20 protein-coding genes are annotated in these 22,654 nt (G+C 38.0%); 11 read left to right on the top strand and 9 right to left on the bottom strand.

Features of this window, described 5'->3' with window-relative positions; translation table 11 throughout:
* Positions 1 to 41 precede the first annotated feature (41 nt).
* The 5 genes from kynU to R2S57_RS02965 are packed head-to-tail and all read left to right on the top strand — an operon-like array spanning position 42 to position 4,612.
* On the top strand, positions 42 to 1,328 hold the full coding sequence (kynU, locus tag R2S57_RS02985; protein ID WP_316843625.1) for a kynureninase: 1,287 nt from the start codon (positions 42 to 44) through the stop codon (positions 1,326 to 1,328).
* A gap of 22 nt (positions 1,329 to 1,350) precedes the next feature.
* Positions 1,351 to 2,211, top strand: coding sequence for a bestrophin family protein (locus tag R2S57_RS02980; RefSeq protein WP_316843624.1), 861 nt, complete (start codon positions 1,351 to 1,353; stop codon positions 2,209 to 2,211).
* Positions 2,211 to 3,113 (top strand): histone deacetylase, encoded by a 903-nt coding sequence (locus R2S57_RS02975; protein WP_316843623.1) that lies wholly within the window; start codon positions 2,211 to 2,213, stop codon positions 3,111 to 3,113. Before R2S57_RS02980 ends, R2S57_RS02975 begins: the two co-directional genes overlap by 1 nt.
* Positions 3,114 to 3,155: 42 nt before the next feature.
* Positions 3,156 to 3,839, top strand: coding sequence for a pseudouridine synthase (locus tag R2S57_RS02970; RefSeq protein WP_316843622.1), 684 nt, complete (start codon positions 3,156 to 3,158; stop codon positions 3,837 to 3,839).
* 38 nt (positions 3,840 to 3,877) lie between these two features.
* Positions 3,878 to 4,612 (top strand): hypothetical protein, encoded by a 735-nt coding sequence (locus R2S57_RS02965; protein WP_316843621.1) that lies wholly within the window; start codon positions 3,878 to 3,880, stop codon positions 4,610 to 4,612.
* 305 nt (positions 4,613 to 4,917) lie between these two features.
* Here R2S57_RS02965 and R2S57_RS02960 read toward each other — a convergent pair whose 3' ends face one another.
* From R2S57_RS02960 to R2S57_RS02950, 3 genes are all read right to left on the bottom strand, one after another.
* Entirely contained in the window at positions 4,918 to 6,276 is a 1,359-nt protein-coding gene (locus R2S57_RS02960; RefSeq protein WP_316843620.1) for an MATE family efflux transporter, read from the bottom strand.
* A gap of 204 nt (positions 6,277 to 6,480) precedes the next feature.
* Positions 6,481 to 7,110: an ATP-binding protein gene (locus tag R2S57_RS02955; RefSeq protein ID WP_316843619.1), complete on the bottom strand. Its 630-nt coding sequence runs from the start codon at positions 7,108 to 7,110 to the stop codon at positions 6,481 to 6,483.
* Between the two features lie 10 nt (positions 7,111 to 7,120).
* Positions 7,121 to 7,606: a DUF4442 domain-containing protein gene (locus R2S57_RS02950; protein WP_316843618.1), complete on the bottom strand. Its 486-nt coding sequence runs from the start codon at positions 7,604 to 7,606 to the stop codon at positions 7,121 to 7,123.
* 412 nt (positions 7,607 to 8,018) lie between these two features.
* Here R2S57_RS02950 and R2S57_RS02945 point away from each other — a divergent pair, with 412 nt between their 5' ends.
* The 4 genes from R2S57_RS02945 (at position 8,019) to R2S57_RS02930 (ending at position 10,925) form a co-directional block, all read left to right on the top strand.
* The gene (locus R2S57_RS02945; protein ID WP_316843617.1) at positions 8,019 to 8,243 is read left to right on the top strand and encodes a coproporphyrinogen III oxidase; all 225 of its coding nucleotides are present in this window, start codon (positions 8,019 to 8,021) and stop codon (positions 8,241 to 8,243) included.
* 102 nt (positions 8,244 to 8,345) lie between these two features.
* A complete protein-coding gene (locus R2S57_RS02940; RefSeq protein WP_316843616.1) occupies positions 8,346 to 9,578 on the top strand; it encodes an MFS transporter in 1,233 nt (410 codons plus the stop codon).
* A gap of 84 nt (positions 9,579 to 9,662) precedes the next feature.
* Positions 9,663 to 10,577, top strand: a complete 915-nt coding sequence (gene hemF, locus R2S57_RS02935) for an oxygen-dependent coproporphyrinogen oxidase (RefSeq protein WP_410479060.1) — start codon at positions 9,663 to 9,665, stop codon at positions 10,575 to 10,577.
* Positions 10,578 to 10,925, top strand: a complete 348-nt coding sequence (locus tag R2S57_RS02930; RefSeq protein WP_316843615.1) for a hypothetical protein — start codon at positions 10,578 to 10,580, stop codon at positions 10,923 to 10,925.
* Between the two features lie 27 nt (positions 10,926 to 10,952).
* Here R2S57_RS02930 and R2S57_RS02925 read toward each other — a convergent pair whose 3' ends face one another.
* From R2S57_RS02925 to gyrA, 4 genes are all read right to left on the bottom strand, one after another.
* Positions 10,953 to 11,669 carry an endonuclease V gene (locus tag R2S57_RS02925; protein WP_316843614.1) on the bottom strand — a complete coding sequence of 239 codons (717 nt, stop codon included), beginning with the start codon at positions 11,667 to 11,669 and terminating at the stop codon, positions 10,953 to 10,955.
* 97 nt (positions 11,670 to 11,766) lie between these two features.
* Positions 11,767 to 12,912 (bottom strand): tetratricopeptide repeat protein, encoded by a 1,146-nt coding sequence (locus R2S57_RS02920; protein WP_316843613.1) that lies wholly within the window; start codon positions 12,910 to 12,912, stop codon positions 11,767 to 11,769.
* 100 nt (positions 12,913 to 13,012) lie between these two features.
* Entirely contained in the window at positions 13,013 to 14,101 is a 1,089-nt protein-coding gene (locus tag R2S57_RS02915; protein WP_316843612.1) for a tetratricopeptide repeat protein, read from the bottom strand.
* 26 nt (positions 14,102 to 14,127) lie between these two features.
* The gene (gyrA, locus tag R2S57_RS02910) at positions 14,128 to 16,719 is read right to left on the bottom strand and encodes a DNA gyrase subunit A (RefSeq protein WP_316843611.1); all 2,592 of its coding nucleotides are present in this window, start codon (positions 16,717 to 16,719) and stop codon (positions 14,128 to 14,130) included.
* A gap of 290 nt (positions 16,720 to 17,009) precedes the next feature.
* Here gyrA and R2S57_RS02905 point away from each other — a divergent pair, with 290 nt between their 5' ends.
* Positions 17,010 to 18,221, top strand: coding sequence for a TCR/Tet family MFS transporter (locus tag R2S57_RS02905; protein ID WP_316843610.1), 1,212 nt, complete (start codon positions 17,010 to 17,012; stop codon positions 18,219 to 18,221).
* A 130-nt stretch (positions 18,222 to 18,351) separates the two neighbouring features.
* On the opposite strand, the gene R2S57_RS02900 is transcribed toward R2S57_RS02905, so the two are convergent.
* Together R2S57_RS02900 and R2S57_RS02895 are read right to left on the bottom strand one after the other, a co-directional pair.
* Positions 18,352 to 19,704, bottom strand: a complete 1,353-nt coding sequence (locus R2S57_RS02900; protein ID WP_316843609.1) for a PhoH family protein — start codon at positions 19,702 to 19,704, stop codon at positions 18,352 to 18,354.
* Entirely contained in the window at positions 19,688 to 19,972 is a 285-nt protein-coding gene (locus R2S57_RS02895) for a hypothetical protein (RefSeq protein ID WP_316843608.1), read from the bottom strand. The genes R2S57_RS02900 and R2S57_RS02895 overlap by 17 nt, the downstream gene beginning before the upstream one ends.
* 487 nt (positions 19,973 to 20,459) lie before the next feature.
* Between R2S57_RS02895 and R2S57_RS02890 the strand changes: the two genes are divergently transcribed.
* Positions 20,460 to 22,619: an FUSC family protein gene (locus R2S57_RS02890; RefSeq protein ID WP_316843607.1), complete on the top strand. Its 2,160-nt coding sequence runs from the start codon at positions 20,460 to 20,462 to the stop codon at positions 22,617 to 22,619.
* Positions 22,620 to 22,654 lie beyond the last annotated feature (35 nt).

Below are 22,654 nucleotides of genomic sequence, written 5' to 3'. Positions count from 1 at the left end.
GATTGGAAACAATACCTGCTTTTTTTTGTAATATTGAGGCCATGAATTTCGAAAATAACCTATCATTCGCTCAAGCGCAGGATGAAGCTGATCCGCTCCGTCATTTCAGGTCACAATTTTTATTTCCAAAACATAATGATAAAGATTTTATTTACCTCTGTGGCAATTCATTAGGACTTCAACCTAAAGTGGCCGGCGAAGTTTTAAAAGGACAGCTGGATAATTGGGCTAACTATGCTGTAGAAGGATGGTTTGATGGAGATGAGCCCTGGATGTTCTATCATAAAGAACTTAAAAAGCTTATGGCGCCCATTGTTGGGGCATTGCCATCAGAAGTCTGCCCGATGAATACCCTAACGGTGAACCTTCATCTGTTAATGGTTAGCTTTTACCAACCAAAGGGAAGGCGATTTAAAATTATTATGGAAGGGGGCGCATTCCCGTCCGATCAATACGCGATAGAAAGCCAGGTGAGATTTCACGGTTTTGACCCGAAGGAAGCGATTATAGAGGTTTTTCCCAGGGAAGGCGAAGAAATACTCCGTACGGAAGATATCGTGGCTCAAATCAAAGAAAATGCAGATGAAATAGCGCTGGTGTTATTTGGTGGGATTAATTATTATACCGGACAATGGTACGACATGGAGACCATTACCAGAGCTGGCCACGAAATTGGTGCAGTTGTTGGCTGGGATTTGGCACATGCGGCTGGAAATGTCCCTGTAAAGCTTCACGATTGGGAGGTAGATTTTGCCTGCTGGTGTTCTTATAAATATCAGAATTCAGGACCTGGCGGCATTAGCGGCATTTTTGTGCATGAAAAACACTTCAATAATTCAGCGTTGAATCGTTTTGCAGGCTGGTGGGGTTATCAGGAAGACAAACGTTTTAAAATGGAAAAGGGTTTTATTCCTGAGGCGGGAGCTGATGGTTGGCAGGTGAGCTGTACACAGGTAATGCCCATGGCTTTATACCATGCTTCGCTTGGAATATTTGAGCAGGCAGGGTTTATTGAGCCATTAAGAAACAAGAGTATCGCTTTAACTGGTTATCTTGAATATATTATAAATGAGGTAAATAAGGTGTTGGGAGCGGAGCAGTATAAAATTATTACGCCTAAAGCGGTAAATGATAGAGGCGCACAGTTATCTATTATTGCACAGCGAAATGGCAAGCAGATTTTTGATGGTTTGATGGCCAATCATGTCCTTGGCGACTGGCGTGAACCCGACGTAATCCGCTTAAGTGCCGTACCACTTTACAACTCTTTTGAAGATGTATTTTTAGCAGGACAGGCGCTCTTAACTGTAAGTAAAAACATTTTGTAATCCGTTTATAAAAGAATTTAAAATGATTAACTACAACCCTAAAGACTGGAGTACCTTTATTTTCCATATCCACAAGAGTGATACTTTCAGGAAACTTTGGCCTTTGATGTTAGCTGTGGCTGTGTTTTCAGGTCTAGTGGCTTTTGCGGAATTAAATTTTTTCCAGCTTTCTAAAAGCAGTTATGTAACCAACATCGGTATGATGCACAGCTTACTGGGTTTCGTATTGTCGATGTTATTGGTTTTTAGAACGAATACAGCATACGACAGGTGGTGGGAAGGAAGAAAATTGTTGGGGTCATTAACCAATGTGAGCCGAAACCTGGCCATGAAGATAAAGGCACTTAAATTAACAGAAGAGGATGTTCGTTTTTTCGAATATGGAATTCCCAAATATGCTTTTGCCTTAAAGGAACACTTGCGCGAAAGGATGTATTTTGGTAAAAACAGTCTTTTAATTGAGGTGGAAGAAGGTAAGCACATTCCAAACCAGATAGCAGGCAGTTTAATTAACCGATTTTACGAGTCATTGGAAAAAGGCGCTATCTCTCAGGAACAGTTTATCGTGCTGTCAAGTGATTTTAATCAGTTTACTGATATCTGCGGTGCTTGTGAGCGAATCAAAAACACACCGATCCCTTATTCATACAGTGCATTCATCAAAAAGTTTATCTTCATCTACGTGATTACTTTACCATTTGGTTGGGTATTCAGTTTAGGTTATTTTGTCGTGCCCATTGTTCCCTTTATTCTCTATGTATTAGCGAGTTTGGAGTTGATAGCTGAAGAAATAGAGAATCCGTTTGGGGAGGACGCAAACGATCTCCCGGTAGATCAGATCTGTAATAATATCGAAAAACATGTGGAGGAGATTTTAGGCTAATGATCAAAATTGCCTGGCACCCTATATATGCACATCCATTACCGGAAGGGCATCGTTTTCCGATGCTTAAATATGAACTGATACCCGAACAGCTTTTGCACGAAGGGACCATTGAGCAACAAAATTTATTTAGTCCGGAACCTGTTGCTGAAGATATCGTTCTTTTAACGCATCAAGAATCATATTGGGAGCTGCTAAGGGATTTAACGCTCCCTGCAAAAGAGCAAAGACGCATAGGCTTTCCTTTGAATGCACAATTATTAGAGCGCGAATTAAGAATTACCCAGGGAACAATTGATGGGACGCATTTTGCCTTAAATAATGGAATTGCTTTTAATGTGGCCGGCGGTACGCATCACGCAGGCAGTAATTGGGGCGAAGGATTCTGTTTGTTAAACGATCAGTCGATAACAGCTAACTATTTATTAAGTAGAAATTTAGCTAAGCGTATCTTAATTATTGATTTAGACGTACATCAGGGAAATGGTACAGCAGAAATCTTTCAGTATGAGCCAAAGGTATTCACTTTTTCGATGCATGGGGACAAGAATTTTCCGTTCAGAAAAGAATTGTCAAGTCTGGATGTGCCTTTGGATGACGGTCTGCAGGATGAAGAATATTTATCACTTTTAAACATCAACCTTAAAAAAGCATTTGAAAGGGCTAAACCCGATTTCGTGTTTTACCTCTCTGGAGTGGATGTGCTTTCGACAGATAAATTGGGTAAACTTGCATTAAGCAAAGCGGGCTGTAAAGAACGCGATAGGATGGTATTAGAAGCCTGCAGGGATAAAAACCTGCCCCTACAAGTGAGTATGGGCGGTGGTTATTCTGCAGATATCAAAGATATTGTAGATGCACACTGCAATACCTACCGGCTGGCATTTGATTTATTTAGCTAGGCCATTATGCGAAAACCATAATATGCTTATCTTCGCGGCAATATGTTGGAGATTATTTACCAGGATGAGCATTTAATTGCGATTAACAAACCCCACGGATTGCTGGTGCATCAATCATCGATTGCCAGAGATGCGATCGAGTTTGCACTACAGTTACTGAGAGATCAGGTTGGCAAACATGTTAGTCCGGTTCACCGCTTAGACAGAAAGACCAGTGGAATCTTATTGTTTGCTTTTGATAAACCATCAGAAATTGCTATGCACCAGCAATTTATGAACGCAGAAACTAATAAAAACTATTTAGCCATTTTACGTGGTTTCACGCCTGATGTTATGGATATCGATTATCCTTTAGCCAAAGAAAACGGCACTATGCAGGATGCATTCACCTCGTTTAAAACCCTCCAAAGGGCCGAAGTACCAGTGGCTTTTGGCAAACACCAAACATCAAGATATTCATTAATTGAAGCTACACCCAAGACAGGTAGAATGCATCAATTGAGAAGGCACTTTAGCCACATCCTGCATCCCATCATTGGCGACCGGACACATGGCTGCAACAAACAGAATAAATTTTTTAAAGATCAGTGGGAGATGACCACCATGTTGCTTCATGCCTCTGAACTTGAATTTGCGCATCCAATCACAAAAGAAAGAATCCACTTAAAAGCTGGTTTACATGATGAGTTTATGCGGGTGATGGATTTCATGAAAATGGAACGCTAACACAATTTTTACTTTCAAAATCTGTTTATATAACATCTATGATTAAATACCTACGTTTTACACTCCCAGTTTTAGCGCTATTTGCAGCAAGTTGTTCTTCAGTTTATATGCCCAACGTTCCGAATACCCCTATGTTGAGCAAGCAGGGCGAGTTTAGTGGCGGTGCACATATTTCTTTAAAAGGAAATGCCAGTGTGAATGGGGCATATGCCGTTTCTGATCACATAGGAGTGCTTTTTAGCGGCTCAAGGATGAACAGCGAAAGAAAGAGCAAAGATTTCGGCCATAAACTGATCGAAATTGGCGGTGGTTACTTTGATACCTTTGGTCCAGACAATAACCGGATTATTGAAATTTATGCAGGTGTGGGAAAGGGATGGAGCGACATTACCTTCCGCGATTTTAAAGATGATGTATTGATCAGTAGTGAACTACAGGAAGTAGATTATAGAAAAACATTTTTACAGGTTAACTATAGTTCGAAAAAGAAAAACAATCTGCATTTATTTGGAACTGATTTTCCGATCAATTACGGTACAGCATTAAGAATTAGCCATGTAAAAATGGACCGTTTCTTTTTAAATGGAGTTGTTCAGCCAAAAGAAGACAATATATTCTTTGAGCCGGTTTTCTTTACACGTATGGCATTGAGTAAAACTTTTCAGCTACAATATACCACGAGTAGTAATATTGGCTTAAAGAACCGCAAATACATGTCGGCAGGTAATTCGATCTTTACCATTGGTGTGGTGGTAAATGTAGGCGGAAAGTAACAGCGTGCTGTCATTCTGAATGCAATGAAGAATCTGTGTTGGTTCTGCAGAGGCCATTAACTTAACACTTGCGTTAAGCCCAGGAGAAGTCACAAGCTAATCTGTTTTGTTTAATGAATTTTCGGAATATCCAGACTGGACAAAACTAAATATGGTGAAGGTCCTTCGACAGGCTCAGGATGACACAAAAAAATAATTTGGCTAAGTCAAGATAGTGGGCATTCAATCTACCCATTCAAAAAAAATGTTACTCTGAGCGCAGCGAACACTTCTAGTAAGATTCTTCACTTCGCTCAGAATGAGAATTAACCAGCCTTCAAACTTCTTGTTTTATTCTGAAAGCGCATAAACAATAGGAAAGATGCCGTTAGCAACCCTAAGGTTAAGCCGTACCAAATGCCGTTAACGCCTAAGCCGAAATGAAACCCCATTACATATCCAATGGGAATTCCGACGACCCAATAAGCTAAAAACGTGATGAAAGTAGGAATATTTACATCGCCTACACCACGCAGCACACCCAATCCCACCACTTGTGTCCCGTCAAATAACTGAAAAAATCCCGCAATAATCAACAACTGTGCTGCAATTGGAATTACTGCCGCATCTTCGGTATAGATAAAAGGCATGATGTTATTGGCCAGCACAAAAATAACCGCAGTGCAGCACATGAATAGTAAGATAACATGATAACTGGCGATGGCAGATTTACGTAAATCATCAAAATTTTTCTTTCCAAAATTATTCCCCGTTTTAATGGTTGCAGCCGAGGCCACACCACTGGCAATCATATAAGTCATGGCGGCTAAACTAATGGCGATTTGATGTGCAGCCTGTTCAACCGCCCCAATTGTACCAATCAATACTGCAGCCCCGCTAAAAGCACTGATTTCGAAAGAATATTGCATCGCAACAGGCATTCCGATCTTTGCAATTTTAATAGCCCTTAACTTATCGAAAAACGTTGCTTTAAAATTAATCAGGTATTTTTTAAAATGTTGGGAGCGTAATACATAAAAACACATTACTGAAGCCATTAAAATCCGATCGATCAATGTACTTAAACCCACACCACTAACACCCATCGATTTAATTCCAAACATCCCTTTTACGAAGATGATCCCCAAAATAATGTTGATGGCATTTCCCCAGATGGAAACAAACATGGCTTGTTTGGTAAATCCTAAACCTTCTGCAAACTGCTTAAAAGTTTGAAAAATCAATAATGGAATAATGGAAACAGATAAAAGGTTGAGATATGGTTTTGCATATCGTACTACCTCTGGCGTTTGTTCCAGATGATCGATCACGAAAAATATGCCCAATTGAACCAGTACATATAAAAATATACCCACACAAATATTAATAATCAGGCTGTTGGATAAAAGTTTTCCGCATTCATCATAATTCTGCCGACCGTTTTCTTGTGCAATGAGTGGCGTTAAACCATAGGAAATACCTAATCCAATGACTAAAATGAGCATAAATATGCTATTCACGAGTGAAACAGCTGCCAATTGAATGGTGTCGGTAAAGTGGCCAACTATAATACTATCGGCCATGTGTACCAATGTATGACCAACCTGCGAACCCACGATTGGCAATGCCAAATGAAGATTTTCTTTGTAATAGGGTTTATACTTGGTGTAGATTTTAGAAAACATAAGTCTGCAAAGGTCGGATTTTTAAACCTCAAAATTTAGAATGTAGAAAAGTTAATGTTCGGTTTCTAAAATCGATCCTCGTAATGCCTGGAAAAGTTGGTATCTGCACCCAACCTTTAAGAAATTTCTCTTTTATGATCCTGGAACAAGTTCAGGAGGATGTATTTTGGGTAGGAGAACGCACGCATATTTGGTGGTAAATTCTTACCTCACTGCTGTAAAATACTCTTCCTTTTCTGAGGAATGCGACTTGATCACATTGGTCAGGATTAAATTAACCAATACTTTTTGTGCCTTCCGGTAAGAACTGCGTAAAAGTTTGCTAAATTCTTTTAAGGTAATCTTATCGTTTTGCGCTAAGTATTCGAGCAACTTTTTTTCGTTATCAGAATAGGATATGAGCACCCCATCGTTTTTATATTCCTGTTTAAGCACTTCCAGGATAATCCGACTAGCCAGAACACTCTTGTCATCAATGCGGATATAGGCCCACCATTTCTTTTGGTCATCAAGCGCATAATGTGGCTTGGTATCGCTTTGAGGGATGTTTACCACCAGCACCAATTTATCATCCACATAAATTTCCTCAAAATAAGGCTCAATAGCTGGTTTGCAGAACTGATGCGCAGACGTTAAGATCATGTATTTTTCTTCCTCTTCCGATTTTACTCCCTTGATAGATCCATCATCAGCTACGCCAATTAATAGCTTACCACCTTTATTATTGGCAAAGGCCACCAGACTTTTGGCTATTTTTTCGGTACTGGTAATCGTTTTTTTGAAATCGAGCATTACACCTTCGCCCTGCAAAATTAAACTCTTAATACTCGGCATAATCTAAAAATTAGTAAGCAACTCTAGGGGTTTCGCCCTGGTGCAGGTTTCGGATATACACTTCATTCATTACAGTGGCACACAGCTCGCCATTTTTATTGGTAATTTCCATAGGGTAGGCCTTTACAAACTTCCCTACGGTTTTTAAGGCATCCGTGGCTTCGTTCAACATTTCTTCTGTAACCGTTATCGTAAAATATAATGTAGAACGTCCGGGTTTTAAATATTGTATAGAAGCGCTTTTAAGCCAAACACGGACTTTAAAACCCCGACGCTGCATGAGCTGATCAAACAATAAGGCATAAAACGGATCTGTTGCTGCATAAATGGTGCCTCCAAAAATGGAGCCATTATAATTTTTATTTAAGAAGCTCTTACTTAATTTGACCGTACAGCTCCTAAATTCATTTTCAAATTTCTGAACCCAAATGCGCTGAAAAAACAAAGGAGGGTAAAGGCGCATTACCCATTTCAGGGTGTTTTGAGAAATAATCATACATACTAATATCAGAAAGTTTTACCACCTTTTAAAGTTTTGGAGATGTTGTTTTGGTAATATTTAAGTAATTTAGAATGATGCATGTTGACGATAGCATTCATCATACCTGAAGAATTTGATATTGAAGAGGTTACCATTTTGAGGGTACAACAGCTAGTGCTTCTATTTATACTATCTCCTCAAATCAAGAAAATTTCAAGGGTATTTTGAAAGATGGTTACTATGTTATGCAGAAAATATATAGCAAAATTTTTAGAAAAGATAAAGATCCATCCCGAATAACAGGTATGGATTGTAATTTCAAAATATTGATAATCAGCAGAATGAACTAATAATTATCACTGTGAAGTAAAAAAAATAAAACCAAATGATTAAAAGGTTGTTAATTTGATAGATAACAATAAAAACTATGAAAAAAATAATCTTAAGTCTTGCTTTCGCGGGTTCTCTTATGATAGCCACTTCAGCATGCAATTCGTCGAAAAATATGGCCGGTTCTTCAGATAGTACTGCGACGGATTCTACAAAAATGATGGACAGCACGAAGACGATGCCAGATACGACATCGAAAAAAATGCCTGATACCACTACAAAAATGCCACCTGATACTACAAAAAAAAATCCTCCTATGTAGGATGATGAAAGCCACTCTAAAAACAGAGTGGCTTTTATTTTAAAAATCTATTTTAAATATTTGTGTTATTGCGTACTTTCAGCGTTTAAACCAAATAATTAAATGGATCTTCAAGCAAAAGCCAACAACCGTAATGTAATTTTCTTAGTTATCGTAGCCGCTCTAGGCTATTTTGTTGATATTTACGACCTTGTTTTATTTTCCGTAGTTCGCCTTAAAAGTTTTACCGATATCGGTGTTTCCGCAGAACACATGCGTACTGAAGGCGAATATGTAATTAATATGCAAATGTTCGGGTTATTACTTGGCGGTTTGCTGTGGGGAATTATTGGCGATAAATTTGGCCGGATTAAAGTTCTGTTTGGCTCTATCTTAATGTATTCGTTGGCCAACATTGCCAATGGTTTTGCAACCGATGTACATACTTATGCCATTATCAGGTTTATAGCAGGTATTGGTCTTGCTGGTGAACTTGGTGCTGGGATCACACTGGTTACCGAAACGATGGATAAAGAAAAGCGGGGGTATGGCACCATGGTGGTAGCTGGCATTGGTTTGTTAGGCGCAGCTGCAGCAGCAACTATAGGCAAACATTTCACCTGGCAAACGTCTTATTTTGTAGGAGGGGGCATGGGTCTTTTGTTATTACTTTTACGTGTAGGTACATTCGAATCAGGTATGTTTAAACATGCTGAACAAAGTACCGAAGTTTCGAAAGGTAATTTCTTTATGCTTTTTTCTGACCGAAAACGATTTTTAAAATATTTGGCCTGCATATGTTTAGGACTTCCGCTTTGGTTCATTGTGGGGATTTTGGTTACCCAATCGCCAGAAATAGGGAAAGCACTAGGTGCAAAAGATCTGCTTAATGCTGGTACTGGAATTATGTATACTTATTTTGGTATTGCCATTGGCGATGTAGTGTGTGGCTTTTTGGCTCAGGTATTAAAATCGCGAAAAAAAACGGTATTGATTTTTCAAAGCCTATCGGTGGTCACAGTTATTATTTACCTTACAAGTACAGGATTGACGGAAAGTAGTTTTATTTTAATCTGTTTATTTATGGGTTTTGCAGTGGGTTATTGGGCAACTTTTGTAACCATTGCTGCCGAACAGTTTGGCACTAATATTCGCTCTACCGTAACTACAACAGCTCCTAACTTTGTACGTGGCGCCTTAATTCCAATCACTTTGGTTTTCGAATTTTTTGTTCACCGTTACAATATTGTTTCTGCTGCATTTATTTTGATGGGAATTGTAACGGTAATTGCAATGATTTCGGTATCCTATCTAAAAGAAAGTTTTAATAAGGATCTTAATTATTTAGAAGAATAATTTATCCCCAACTAAAACCAATGTCAATAAAATGTACTATCTAAACATAAATCAATATAGCTGCTTTAATAGCCTTAAATTTGTATGGAAATAGAAGGAGCCATCATGTTCAAAGAAGAAGTAGCAGCGCGTTATAAGCAAATACAGGATGAAATTTGCAGAGGATTGGAAATTGCCGACGGCAAGGGAAAATTCGAAGAGGAACTTTGGGAAAGAAACGGTGGGGGAGGCGGACGTACCCGTATTATGCAAAACGGGGCAATTATCGAAAAAGGGGGCGTAAATTTCTCTGCTGTACATGGTAAATTACCTGATGCCGTAAAAAAGGCCTTTAATGTAACTGAAGATGATTTTTTTGCAACTGGAGTTTCCATCGTAATCCATCCTAACCATCCGTTAGTTCCGATTATCCATATGAATATCCGTTACTTCGAGCTAAATGAAGAAACACGCTGGTTCGGTGGTGGTATCGACTTAACACCTCACTACGTATTTGAAAACGATGCCCGTTTTTTTCACCATAAACTAAAACAGGCCTGCGACGATTTCAGTGGTGATTTTTATCCAAAATTTAAAACACATGCCGATGATTATTTCTTCATTAAACACCGTGAAGAAACACGTGGTATAGGCGGAATTTTTTACGACAGACTGAAACCAGAAAGCACGAATTTATCATGGGAGCAGATTCTGGATTTCTCTGCGCATATAGGCGAAACATTTTTACCGATTTACACTGAACTGATCGACCGTAATCGGGATAAGGAATTTACAGAAGTGCAGAAACAATGGCAATATCAGCGCCGTAGCCGATATGTAGAATTCAATTTAGTTTACGATTCGGGAACCAAATTTGGTTTAGAAACAAACGGCCGCATCGAATCTATTTTAATGAGTTTACCACCGCAAGCAAACTGGGGTTACAATGTTCAACCAGAAATTAATTCAGATGAATATAAGACCCAACAACTGCTTAAAAAAGGAATTAACTGGATTTAAATGACAGAATTGAACGAATTTGAGCTACTGTTGCTCAATACTATAATAGCAAATAATTCAGAAAAATTTCAATATCTGTCTGATCATCTGGATTTTATAAGAATTGAAATCAAAAAAGTGACAGCCACAGGCTTGTATTTAAGTTTTGTTTATCTAAAAGAATTTTCTCAGGAAGAAGAATTTGAAAACGGTTTATTAAGTGCGGAGCAAAAACTAAGCGCTCCAAATCTAAAAAACGAATTAACATATTGTCTGGATGTTACCAACAGCAAAATGGATTTCCTTGAAATCGTAACCAACGAAAAGGAAATCTGGGACGGTAATTTAGAAAATTGCAATTTGAATTAGTTGTTGGATTTAATTTTATCTGAGGATCTAAAACAAAGTTAGTGGCGGTGGCAACTCGTGGTAACCAGTTTTTAATTTGCCAATTCGAAAATCATTTACAATGTTGTGCGCCATACGTGTTGGTTCAGGAATCCGATAATTGCCAGCACATTTTTTCATAATTGATAAACTCTGGTCAGCAGTAACTAAATGACCTGCAGACACGTATACTGATTCACAATTAATTTTTGTACGTAAGGCAAAGCCAAGTGTTTCACCATGACTGACGATCTCAGCGGTACTCAATCTTATGTTTTCAGGAATATGATTTTCGCCATGTAAAAGACTCTTGGCGCAACCGATTGTGGCCTGATTGGCAAGAATTCCAAAATGTGAAGCCACACCCATACGCCGAGGATGCAAAATTCCATTCCCATCCAATACCACAACATCTGGTTTATCAGCTATCAATTGCCAAACTTTTAACAGCGCCGGAACTTCTTTAAAACCCAAAAAACCGGCCTTGTACGGAAAACTGGTTTCATAAGTTTCCAATGCGAAAGATTTCAGCACCATAGCAGGATAAGTTAAAATTACAATTCCGGCATACATGGTTGTGCTGTTTTTATTAAATGAAATATCTGCACCAGCAATGGTTTCAATTTTATCAATCGGCTGAAACTTTAATTGCTGGGCAAGCTCAACTTGATAAGCAGCAGCTGTTTCGAAGCTATAGTGGTCGTACATGTTAATAGTACAAATCACATCCAATAAATGTTTAGAAATATTATGTCTTATAATTAATATTATGTTAAGTTGTAATTTACAATACTATCCTATTCTCACAAATTACTCAATAAAATTACAGTTCTTGAAGCTTGCGGTTTAGTTCCTGTACTTTATTTGTTGCTCCTTTTTTGGTGTAAATATCGATCAGCAGCTGTACAGTTTTTTTATCATTAGGATTAATTTCATTGGCGCGTTGTAAAGCAAACTGTGCGCGGTTGATCAAACCTTTATATTTTTCAGTTTTGTCCGCATCATTTTTGCTCAACGTTTCGTTGGCAGTATTGATATAAGCCAAACTCAATTGATACAATGCATCGAAATAATTTTGATCTGTAGACAAAGCTTTGTCATAAGATAAAATTGCTGTCGCATTATTTCCGCCAACCTGTTGTAGGTAACCGTAAAGAAAATATAGCAATTTACTTCCTTTTTCTACTTTCAGATTATTTTCGATCAATCCCTGCGCCTTGCTGTAATTTTCGGTATCAAGCAAAAGATTAATATAATCGTTGGTAAGAAAACGGTTAAAAGGATTAAGCACCAGGCCATCCTCTAACGTTTTAATCGCAGTTTCATTCTCAGATTTCACCACATACATCTGTGCCATTTTCTGAAAAACAGATGGATTTCTGATTCCGTTTTCTTTTGCACGTTTAAAATAGGTTAAAGATTCGTCGTAAGACTGAATATTTAGCGCGCATATTGCTGTATTTAATGCCAAAGTTGTATCTGCCGGAAAATTATCGCATACTTCCTTTAAATCAGCAAAAGCTTCTTTAAAATCATTATTAAAATAGGCCTCATTGCCTTTTTCCTGCTTTTTGATCAGAATATTATGGTTTGAAGCTTTGATCAATCCCCCATTATCATCGTAACGATCTAAAGATTTAGCTTTCGCCACAGCTTCTACTGCAGTATCATAAAACTTATTCGCATTATTCGGATCGGTATCGATTAATGAAGCAAAAGATGTGAGATAAGATTTTATAGACCAGGTTTCGCCCCACTTTTTAGTTTTATTGTCTTTTTCGGCAGATTCAATTGATTTTAAGCCTTCTGTAATGATCGATAACTGTTTTTTTTCATCTTCTTTATTCGCAATTGATGCCTGGAGTTTACCTACGGCGTTCCGGGCGATAAGAATTTGGCTTTTTTGGGCTACAGCATTAAAAGAGACGAAAATTAAAGCGGTTAAGGATATTTTAAGGCAATTCTGCATAATGTAAATAATGTGGTAAAAACCGTAATAAGTGATAAAAATAAACATAAAAAAAAGAGCCCCGAAATTTCAGGGCTCTTTTTTTGAATCGATCAATAAATTATTGTTTAGGTAAAGCGTCTAAACGTTTCTTAATGTCTTCATAATTTTTAGTATCGTTCCTAAAAGCATAGATCGTTTTTAACGTTTCTAATGCGCCTTGATTTTTAGCATCTGCTTCAAGTGCTTTTTTGTAAAAAGGCAAAGATTTATCTAACAAAGCATTCATTTTACCAGTTACTTCGTTAAATTCTTTTACTTTTTTAGGGTCAATTTTGTTTCTGTCGGCCTGTAATTTTAAAGCCTGGCTGAAATAAATATTTCCCAATAAAACCTGATAACTAGGATTATTTGGTTCTTTTGCTGCCAAAGCCACTAACATTTGCTCAGATTTTGCTGCATCACCCCTATCAATATAAATCTGAGTTTCAGTTTTAATCCAGTCTGTGTTTTCTGGGAACTTAGCAGTTGCTTCTTTGATGATAGCCAATGCAGCAGTAGTATCTTTTTGTTTGCTTAATACCGTACTGATAATTTCAGAATACAAATCTTTAGACTGCGGAGAATTAAAAGAAATTACTTTTTTAAACTGGGTAATCATTCCCGGATAATCCTCGATATTTCTAGCAGCAATACCTGCATTTAAATACATTGCCGTGTCGTTAGGATTGATTACAGTTGCTGCCAAGAATTTCTCGTAAGCAGTTTTGTAATCTTTCTTGTTGTAAGCAATTACACCACCGTTTCTAACTGCATTGCTAATGTTGGTTTCAGCTAAAGCAATATTGTCTTTTTCACTTCCTTTTGCATCTAGTTTTTTGGCTTCTACAACTGCATCTTGAGCAATTTTCAGATTTGCATCAGCATTTGCTGTACTGGTTGAATCTAAGATGGCTGCAGAAGAAGCAAATAAAGCACGATAAGACCACGCTTCAGCAATTACTTTAGATTTCTCATCAGCAATGGCTTTATCAGTATGTGCCAGTCCTTTTGCCAACGACTCAAGTTTTTTAGCCAACGGCGTTGATGCACTTGAAGAAGTCAGTTGGAATAAACCCCAGTCGTTTTTCGCCGCGGTTATTTCACTTTTCTGAGCAAATGCAGAGCTCACCGCACCTGCTAGAAGTATACTTAGAAATACTCTTTTCATAATTTTTATTCTAATCTTAATTTTAGTTAATTTTCTTCTTCCGTTTCGGTATCTGATTCGCCTTCATCTTCAGCATCATCTGCTTCTGGGGTAGTATCTGCCTCTATTTCTTCGCCATCTACTACCAACACATCTTCCAAATCTACTGTTTCTTCTTCATCCTCTTCGTGATCAATCTTGGTTACAGATGCAATTTCGTCATCACCTTTTAATGAGATCAAACGTACACCTTGAGTTGCACGGCCCATTACCCTTAAAGCTGAAACCGGAATCCGGATTACAATGCCCGAACGGTTAATGATCATCAAATCTTCGCTATCAGTAACGTCTTTAATTGAAACTAATTGTCCGGTTTTCTCCGTAACATTAATTGTTTTTACACCCTTACCGCCACGGTTGGTTACGCGGTAATCTTCAATATCGGTACGTTTCCCATAACCTTTTTCTGATACTACTAACACCGTAACTTCAGGATTGTTTACAGCAATCATGCCAACAACTTCATCCTGATCGTGTGCAAGCCTTACACCACGTACACCAGTAGCCGTTCTACCCATCGGACGAACGGTTTTTTCGTTGAAACGGATTGCCCTACCAGAGCGCAATGCCATTACAATTTCGCTTTCGCCATTGGTTAAACAAGCTTCTAACAGTACATCACCCTCATTAATATTGATGGCATTGATACCATTTACACGCGGACGCGAATAGGCCTCAAGAGAAGTTTTTTTAATGGTACCTTTTTTAGTACACATAATGATGAAATTGTTCTCTAAATACTCCTGGTCTTTAAGGTTTTTAACCTTGATGTAAGCTTTAATTTTCTCTTCTTTCGGAATATTGATGATGTTCTGAATGGCTCTTCCTTTACTCGTACGCGAGCCTTCAGGAATTTCGTAAACCCTTAGCCAGAAACATCTTCCTGCTTCAGTAAAGAACAACATGTAATTGTGAGCAGTAGCCACGAGCATGTGCTCAATAAAATCTTCGTTTCTTGAGGTACTGCCTTTAGAACCTTTACCCCCTCTACCCTGTGCCTTAAATTCAGTTGCAGGTGTACGTTTTACATAACCTTCGTGAGAGATCGTGATCACCACTTCCTCATCATCGATGAAATCTTCCATGCTCATATCTTCGGCTGAGTGAACGATAGTCGTTCTACGCTCATCACCAAATTTCTGACGGATTTCTGCTAACTCATCTTTAATGATCTGCATACGTAAACCTTCGTCATCCAAGATAGATTTTAAGTATTCGATGGTTTTCATTAATTCTGCATACTCTTCTTTAATCTTATCACGCTCTAGTCCTGTTAAACGACGAAGCGTCATATCCAAAATCGCACGGGCCTGAATATCGCTCAATCCAAACTTCTCGATCAAACCTAAACGCGCATCTTCTGGTGTTTCGGAAGCACGGATCAATTTAATTACCTCATCTAAATGATCTAAGGCGATTAAATAACCTTCTAAAATGTGCGCTCTTTTTTCAGCTTCTGCCAACTCGTATTTGGTACGGCGAACCACTACATCATGACGGTGATCTACAAAATGTACGATTAAATCTTTAAGATTTAACATTTGCGGACGGCCTTTTACCAATGCAATATTATTTACACTGAAAGACGTTTGTAAAGCAGTATACTTATATAGGTTGTTTAAAACGATTGAGGCATTTGCATCACGTTTAATTTCGTAAACGATCCGGATACCATCTTTGTTCGATTCATCTTTGATGTTCGAAATACCTTCCAGTTTTTTCTCCCCAACCAATTCAGCAGTACGCTCAATCATTTGTGCCTTATTTACCTGATAAGGAATTTCGGTAACAATAATTACCTCGCGGTCTTTAATGTTTTCGATTTCGGCTTTAGCGCGCATTACAATACGGCCACGACCTGTTTCGAAAGCTTCTTTTACACCCGTATAACCGTAGATAATACCACCCGTAGGGAAATCCGGAGCTTTTACAAACTTCATTAACTCCTCAATAGTAATCTCTCTATTGTCGATATAACTTACAATACCATCAATTACCTCAGTTAAATTGTGAGGTGCCATGTTAGTAGCCATACCTACTGCAATACCAGAAGATCCGTTAACCAATAAGTTAGGGATTTTTGCCGGTAAAACTGTTGGCTCTTGTAAGGTATCATCAAAGTTTAACTGAAAGTCTACAGTATCTTTATTGATATCGGCAAGCATTTCTTCAGCAATTTTCGAGAAACGTGCCTCAGTATAACGCATTGCAGCCGGAGAGTCACCATCAATATGACCAAAGTTTCCCTGTCCATCAACCATCGGGTAACGTAAGCTCCAATCCTGAGCCATACGAACCATGGTGAAATATACGGATGCATCACCGTGTGGGTGATATTTACCTAAAACCTCCCCTACAATACGGGCCGATTTTTTATGTGGTTTATTACTGGTTACACCAAGATCGAGCATGCCATATAAAACACGGCGGTGTACCGGTTTCAATCCATCGCGTACATCAGGCAAAGCCCTTGATACGATTACCGACATTGAATAATCAATGTAGGCCGATTTCATCTGCTCCTCTATATTAATTTGAATGATTTTGTCGTTCTGCTGATTTTCTAAATCTTCTGCCATAAATTATTATTCTCGTTACTTAAAACGATATTAAAAAAAGGGTATTACTATAACCTTGCGAATTTAACAAAATTTAGCCGAATTAAGGCATTGTGGAAAAGTTTTGACCTTTGTGATAGGTTTTTTACTCCCCACTGAATTTTAACTTATTGAGGGCCAGTTTAAGGAGTTTTGTAGCTTTCGCAAACCTTACAGGTTTTTTAAATCCTGTGAGGTTTATTCAGGTGTAGAGAACTAAAATTTACAATCTTAAGGAATTCTGATACTTTTGCGTTTCAACCTTTAATACGATGGCAAACAAGAAGAAATCTGCAATGAGTTTTATTATGGTTACCCTCCTGATCGATTTTACGGGCTTTGGGTTAATCATTCCTGTTTTACCAAAACTGATACAGGATTTTACCGGCGGAGGTTTCGGTTTAGCTGCAGAATATGGTGGTTGGCTAACATTGGCCTATGCATCGGTTCAATTTATATTCTCGCCTATTATAGGGGCAATGAGCGATCGGTATGGCCGCAGACCAGTATTGTTAAGCTCTTTGTTCGGGCTCGGCATCGATTATATTTTTTTGGCCTTTGCCCCTTCTATTGTCTGGTTATTTGTAGGAAGAATTATTGCAGGAATTACTGGTGCCAGTTTTACAACTGCGCAAGCATATATTGCTGATGTTTCGCCACCTGAGAAAAGAGCTCAAAACTTTGGTCTGGTTGGGGCTGCATTTGGTGTAGGGTTTATTTTAGGGCCAGTTTTGGGTGGCGTTTTTAGTCATTTCGGTACCCGTGTGCCATTTATGATTGCCGCTGGTTTATCATTAATCAACTGGCTTTATGGTTATTTTATATTGCCCGAATCGCTACCAGTGGAAAAACGCAGGGCTTTTGATTGGAAAAGAGCAAATCCAATCGGTTCGTTAGTCAGTATTGGGAAATATCCTGCACTATTGGGTTTGATGGCCACTTTATTTTTATTGTATTTTGCCAGTCATTCGGTTCAATCTAACTGGACGTTTTACACCATGGAAAAATTCCAATGGGATGCCGCCTGGGTAGGTTATTCTTTAGGTTTTGTAGGACTTGTAGTGGGGATTGTTCAAGGTGGCTTGATCAGAATCATTCTCCCTAAAATCGGAGAAAAGAAAGCGGTTTATTTTGGTTTGATATTATACATCATCGGTTTTGTAGCATTTGCCTTTGCAACCAAAGGTTGGATGATGTTTGCCTTTATGTTGCCTTATGGTTTGGCCGGAATTGGTGGGCCGGCGATGCAGGGCTTGATTTCAAACCAGGTGCCATCGAATGCACAAGGTGAAATGCAAGGCGTTTTAACTGGTCTGCAAAGCTTGGCTGCCATATTTGCCCCTTGGGTGATGACACATATCTTTGCTTATTTTATTGAAGGCAAAGCGCCGGTTTATTTTCCGGGAGCACCATTTATTTTAAGTGCAGTTTTGACTTTAATTGGATTATTTATCTGTTTGAGGAGTTTGAAAAAATATCATTAGATTTTCCTGCAGATTAAAAAAGATAAATGCGCAGATCTCAATAGACATTCGAAGGCTAAATATTACTTCTTATCAAATCCCTCTAAATCTGCGGTTCTTTTCTGCTAGATCAACGGGAAATGGTTCAGTGTTACAACAATTCGTTCGCCAAATTCGCCAATTCGCTCCTTTCGCCTTTATGTAAGGTAATGTGTGCATACAGTGGATGGTTCTTTGCGTTTTCAATTAGATATGACAATCCATTGCTTTCTGAATCAAGATATGGTGTGTCAATTTGATAAATATCGCCCGTAAATACCACTTTAGTATGCTCACCTGCCCTCGAAATAATGGTTTTCACTTCGTGCGGGGTTAAATTCTGCGCCTCATCTATAATAAAAAAAATCTTCGTTAAGGTTCTTCCGCGGATAAAGGCCAATGGTGCAATGGCTATTTTTTCGGTTGCAATCAGTTCATCAATTTTTTCCGACATTTTATCGTCTCCAACAAACTGTTCTTTAATAAATCTTAGGTTGTCCCATATCGGAGCCATAAAAGGATCCGTTTTCGATTTTGCATCACCAGGCAGAAAGCCAATATCCTTATTACTTAATGAAACAATCGGTCGGGTAACATAAATCTGCCTGAAGTTTTTGCGCTGTTCTAAAGCACTGGCCAAAGCCAACAAGGTTTTTCCTGTTCCGGCATTTCCCTGGATACTCACCAATTTAATTTCAGGATCTAAAAGGGCATGGATGGCAAATGCCTGCTCAATGTTTTTAGGTTTGATCTTGAATATTGGATCAGTAGAAACAGCAGCAATAGTTTTTAAACTATTGTTGTAAAATACATTGGCTGTTTTTCTTTTATTTTTAAGGATATAAAAGTGATTGGCATTTTTCGGGGGCAACTCGATCTCACCCGCATCGATAAAAGGTTGTTTTTTTACTGCTTCTATAACTTCGACAGGAAAATCTGTTATTTCAGTTTTTCCGGCGTAAAGTTCATCTACATTTTTGATTTTACCTGTTTCGTAGTCTTCTGCGTTTAAATCGAGTGCTTTTGCTTTTAACCTCAGACAGATATCTTTTGATACCAGGACTACTTTTTTATCAGGATGTTCTTCTTTTAAGCTTAAAGCCGCATTCAGAATCTTGTGATCTGTTTTCCCTTTTCCGTATACTTCTTCCGCATCTACTATTAAAGGTTTTTCATTTAAAACGACCTTAAATTTTCCTGAGCCTGGACTTTTCAAGGCAATCCAATCGCTGATCAGTTTTTGCTTGGAAGTTTCGTCAATAAGGCGGATAAAACTTCTGGCTTCAAAATTTCGGGTATCATTACCACTTTTAAAATTATCGAGTTCTTCTAAAACCTGAATGGGAATGGCCACATCGTGTTCGTGGAAGTTGTTTATCGCATCATGATCGTATAAAATAACCGAGGTATCTAAAACGAATATCTTTTTTGAAGGACTGGAGATTGATTTACCTTTTTTGGCCATTTGGTAAATTTAATATTTTAGGGATAATAAGCAGAAAAATGTGCCATTCTTTTTTGATGGCCTGAGCTAATTTTTGCCCAAAATAAAAACGGGGTCCTTCATCTTTCGATTCAGTTCCCCGTTTTAACGCTAAAAACCACCGTAGTCGTATTTTAACGCATCTAATTCTTGTTACCTTGATTTTTCCGTTATCGTTAGGTTTTGCAACTTTTGCGATTCGTGAAAATTTATTTCCAACTCTTTCGTCCGTAAACTTCTTAGTTTTCAATAAGCTCTGTTTGGGCCTGTGCGATTTTCTTATCGTCCAATCTTTCGATGGTTATATATATTCTTACTCGGTTTAACCCTTTCTGAAATTAATCGTTTTCCCTGTAAACGATCCGAAACAATTCCCCTTTCGGTTCTTTATCTCTTTTGGATTGTTTTATCAGAATTCAAAGTACTTCGTATTTGATATGATCTAATTTAGTATGAAAACGCTCTTTTGTCAAGAGAAAAATAAACGTTTTTATGCACAAAGTTATTAACTTAAAAATGCTGTTTATCAACAACATATATTTACAAAAAGTAGCTCTATATCCTTTAACTCATATCTATGCTGATGTTATTAACAATTTAGGGTTGTGTACTTGTCAACATTTTCTATCTTTTTGTTAATCAGTTAATTATATGTTTTCTGCTTAAAATCAGAAAAAAAGCAAAAAACTTAATTTTAATCGCAACAAAAAAATCACTATTATAGTTATTTTTGTAACATGCAGATTAGGCAACCTATTAGAAATATACAAGACTTTTTATTGAGTACGTATTTTGCCGACGGTCTACGCATAACCATTGGCGTACTGCTCCCCTCTTTAATATTGGCCCAATTTGGTATGTTGAAGTATGGCATGACTTTATCTCTCGGAGCTTTATGCGTAAGTGTTGTTGATAGCCCCGGCCCGATGGTACATCGTAGAAATGCGATGCTGATCACCACAGCGTTAATTTTTACCTTTTCGATCATTACCGGCTTAACCAACAAAAACCATTATTTTATTGGCTTTTTACTCGCTGCATCGAGCTTCGTGTTTTCGATGTTTTATATTTATGGTGTTAGGGCGGCCTCTGTAGGTACGGCAGTTTTGCTGATTATGGTATTGAGCATTGATGATGTGCGCCCTTGGCAGGAGGTATTATTGCATGCAGTTATGGTGTTGGCCGGAAGCCTTTGGTATACGGGTTTAAGCTATTTTGTATACCGACTTCGCCCTTTCCGTTTGGTACAGCAATCGTTAAGCGATTCTATTTTGGAGGTTGCAGAGTTTCTGCGCGAAAAAGCGAAGTTCTACCATCAAAATAACAATTATGATAAAACATACTCAGATTTGCTGCAGCTTCAGGTTTCCGTACACGAAAAACAAGATGCAGTAAGGGAGCTATTGTTCCGGACACGCGAAATCGTGAGGGATTCTACCCCTGAAGGAAGATTTTTGTTACTGGTATTTGTGGATATGGTTGATCTGTTCGAACAGGTCATGTCGACCTATTATAATTACCAGCAATTGCATGATCAGTTTGATAAAGCAGGCATTTTATCAGATTATGAAATGGCGATCAAGCGGATTTCTTATGCTTTGGACGATATTGCATTTGCTTTAAAAAGCGGTGGAACACCGGTTGTTTCGAAACGTTTATTGATCGAAATTGAGCGTTTGAAAATCAAGATCAACGACCTGGAAAAAAACAATCAAAATCAGGAATACAACACGCTTGGGATTATCGCCCTGAAAAATATTGAAGTAAATATTGAAAATATACTCGCAAGGGTTAAAACCATTTTTAGTTATTTTAAAATCAGGAACAGTAAAGATATCAGGCAGGCTGAGGTAGATACAGAGAAATTTATTACCAGACAGAAATTCGATTTCAAGCTGTTTACAGAAAATTTAACTTATAGTTCTTCAACTTTCAGACATTCGCTAAGGGTTACCGTAGTAATGCTTTTGGGATTTGTCGTTTCTCAGATCCTCAACTTTTCGCATAGTTATTGGATTCTGCTTACCATACTGGTGATCTCGAAGCCTGGCTTCAGTTTGACTAAAGAACGTAATTATCAACGTTTGATTGGTACTACTGTGGGTGCATTTATTGGTATGGGTGTTTTAACCTACATCCATGATCGAAACACCCTCTTCGTGATTTTGTTGATCTGCATGATTGGTTGTTATAGTTTTCAAAGGAAAAATTATGTGGTGAGCGTACTTTTCATGACCCCTTATATCTTGATCCTGTTCGACTTTCTGGGTATGGGGTCGATTGCCCTGGCACGAGAAAGAATTTACGATACTTTTATTGGTTCAGGCATTGCTCTGATTGCCAGTTATTCCTTATTTCCAACCTGGGAGCATGAAAAACTTAAAGAAGCCATGCTCAACATTATTAAAGCAAATAAGGTTTACTATGCGCAGGTAATTAAATTGTATTTCGAAAAAAATTACAATAGAACGGAATATAAACTCGCGCGAAAAGAGGTTTATGTAAGCACCGCCAATTTGGCTTCCTTGTTTCAAAGAATGTTTTCTGAACCGAAGAGCAAACAGTTATTTATTAAAGAAGTACACCAGTTTACAGCCTTGAGTCATTTACTCTCTTCTTATGTGGCTACACTTTCACTGTACAATAAAGAGCATCAATTTATTTTTGAAAGTTTTGATGCATTAAAACCCATTGCCAATAACACCAATTATTTACTGGATACCGCTATTGATAATCTTGTACAGGGAACAAATACGATTGATAATGTTCCGTTAATCAGGCTAAATGATACAGGATTAGCTATAAAAAAAGGCGAAGATTTAATTCCGGAGCAATTCGACCTCATCCAAAAGGTAGCTTATGATATCTATAAACTCTCGGTAAAAATCAAGATTTAATCCGGGTATTTCATTATACTTATTAATGATGCTAA

Source organism: Pedobacter psychrodurus (assembly GCF_032678585.1).
GTDB lineage: Bacteria > Bacteroidota > Bacteroidia > Sphingobacteriales > Sphingobacteriaceae > Pedobacter > Pedobacter psychrodurus_A.
Note: the sequence above shows the minus strand (reverse complement) of the source record. Positions and strands in the feature narration are given on the sequence as shown.

Bases quoted from the DNA above. Each gene is read 5' to 3' on its own strand.
- R2S57_RS02970 (WP_316843622.1), top strand. From the start codon at position 3,156: ATGTTGGAGATTATTTACCAGGATGAGCATTTAATTGCGATTAACAAA.
- kynU (WP_316843625.1), top strand. From the start codon at position 42: ATGAATTTCGAAAATAACCTATCATTCGCTCAAGCGCAGGATGAAGCT.
- gyrA (WP_316843611.1), bottom strand. From the start codon at position 16,719: ATGGCAGAAGATTTAGAAAATCAGCAGAACGACAAAATCATTCAAATT.
- R2S57_RS02950 (WP_316843618.1), bottom strand. From the start codon at position 7,606: ATGATTATTTCTCAAAACACCCTGAAATGGGTAATGCGCCTTTACCCT.
- R2S57_RS02920 (WP_316843613.1), bottom strand. From the start codon at position 12,912: ATGCAGAATTGCCTTAAAATATCCTTAACCGCTTTAATTTTCGTCTCT.
- R2S57_RS02975 (WP_316843623.1), top strand. From the start codon at position 2,211: ATGATCAAAATTGCCTGGCACCCTATATATGCACATCCATTACCGGAA.
- R2S57_RS02980 (WP_316843624.1), top strand. From the start codon at position 1,351: ATGATTAACTACAACCCTAAAGACTGGAGTACCTTTATTTTCCATATC.
- R2S57_RS02930 (WP_316843615.1), top strand. From the start codon at position 10,578: ATGACAGAATTGAACGAATTTGAGCTACTGTTGCTCAATACTATAATA.
- hemF (WP_410479060.1), top strand. From the start codon at position 9,663: ATGGAAATAGAAGGAGCCATCATGTTCAAAGAAGAAGTAGCAGCGCGT.
- R2S57_RS02900 (WP_316843609.1), bottom strand. From the start codon at position 19,704: ATGGCCAAAAAAGGTAAATCAATCTCCAGTCCTTCAAAAAAGATATTC.
- R2S57_RS02890 (WP_316843607.1), top strand. From the start codon at position 20,460: ATGCAGATTAGGCAACCTATTAGAAATATACAAGACTTTTTATTGAGT.
- R2S57_RS02960 (WP_316843620.1), bottom strand. From the start codon at position 6,276: ATGTTTTCTAAAATCTACACCAAGTATAAACCCTATTACAAAGAAAAT.
- R2S57_RS02945 (WP_316843617.1), top strand. From the start codon at position 8,019: ATGAAAAAAATAATCTTAAGTCTTGCTTTCGCGGGTTCTCTTATGATA.
- R2S57_RS02940 (WP_316843616.1), top strand. From the start codon at position 8,346: ATGGATCTTCAAGCAAAAGCCAACAACCGTAATGTAATTTTCTTAGTT.
- R2S57_RS02915 (WP_316843612.1), bottom strand. From the start codon at position 14,101: ATGAAAAGAGTATTTCTAAGTATACTTCTAGCAGGTGCGGTGAGCTCT.
- R2S57_RS02965 (WP_316843621.1), top strand. From the start codon at position 3,878: ATGATTAAATACCTACGTTTTACACTCCCAGTTTTAGCGCTATTTGCA.
- R2S57_RS02905 (WP_316843610.1), top strand. From the start codon at position 17,010: ATGGCAAACAAGAAGAAATCTGCAATGAGTTTTATTATGGTTACCCTC.
- R2S57_RS02955 (WP_316843619.1), bottom strand. From the start codon at position 7,110: ATGCCGAGTATTAAGAGTTTAATTTTGCAGGGCGAAGGTGTAATGCTC.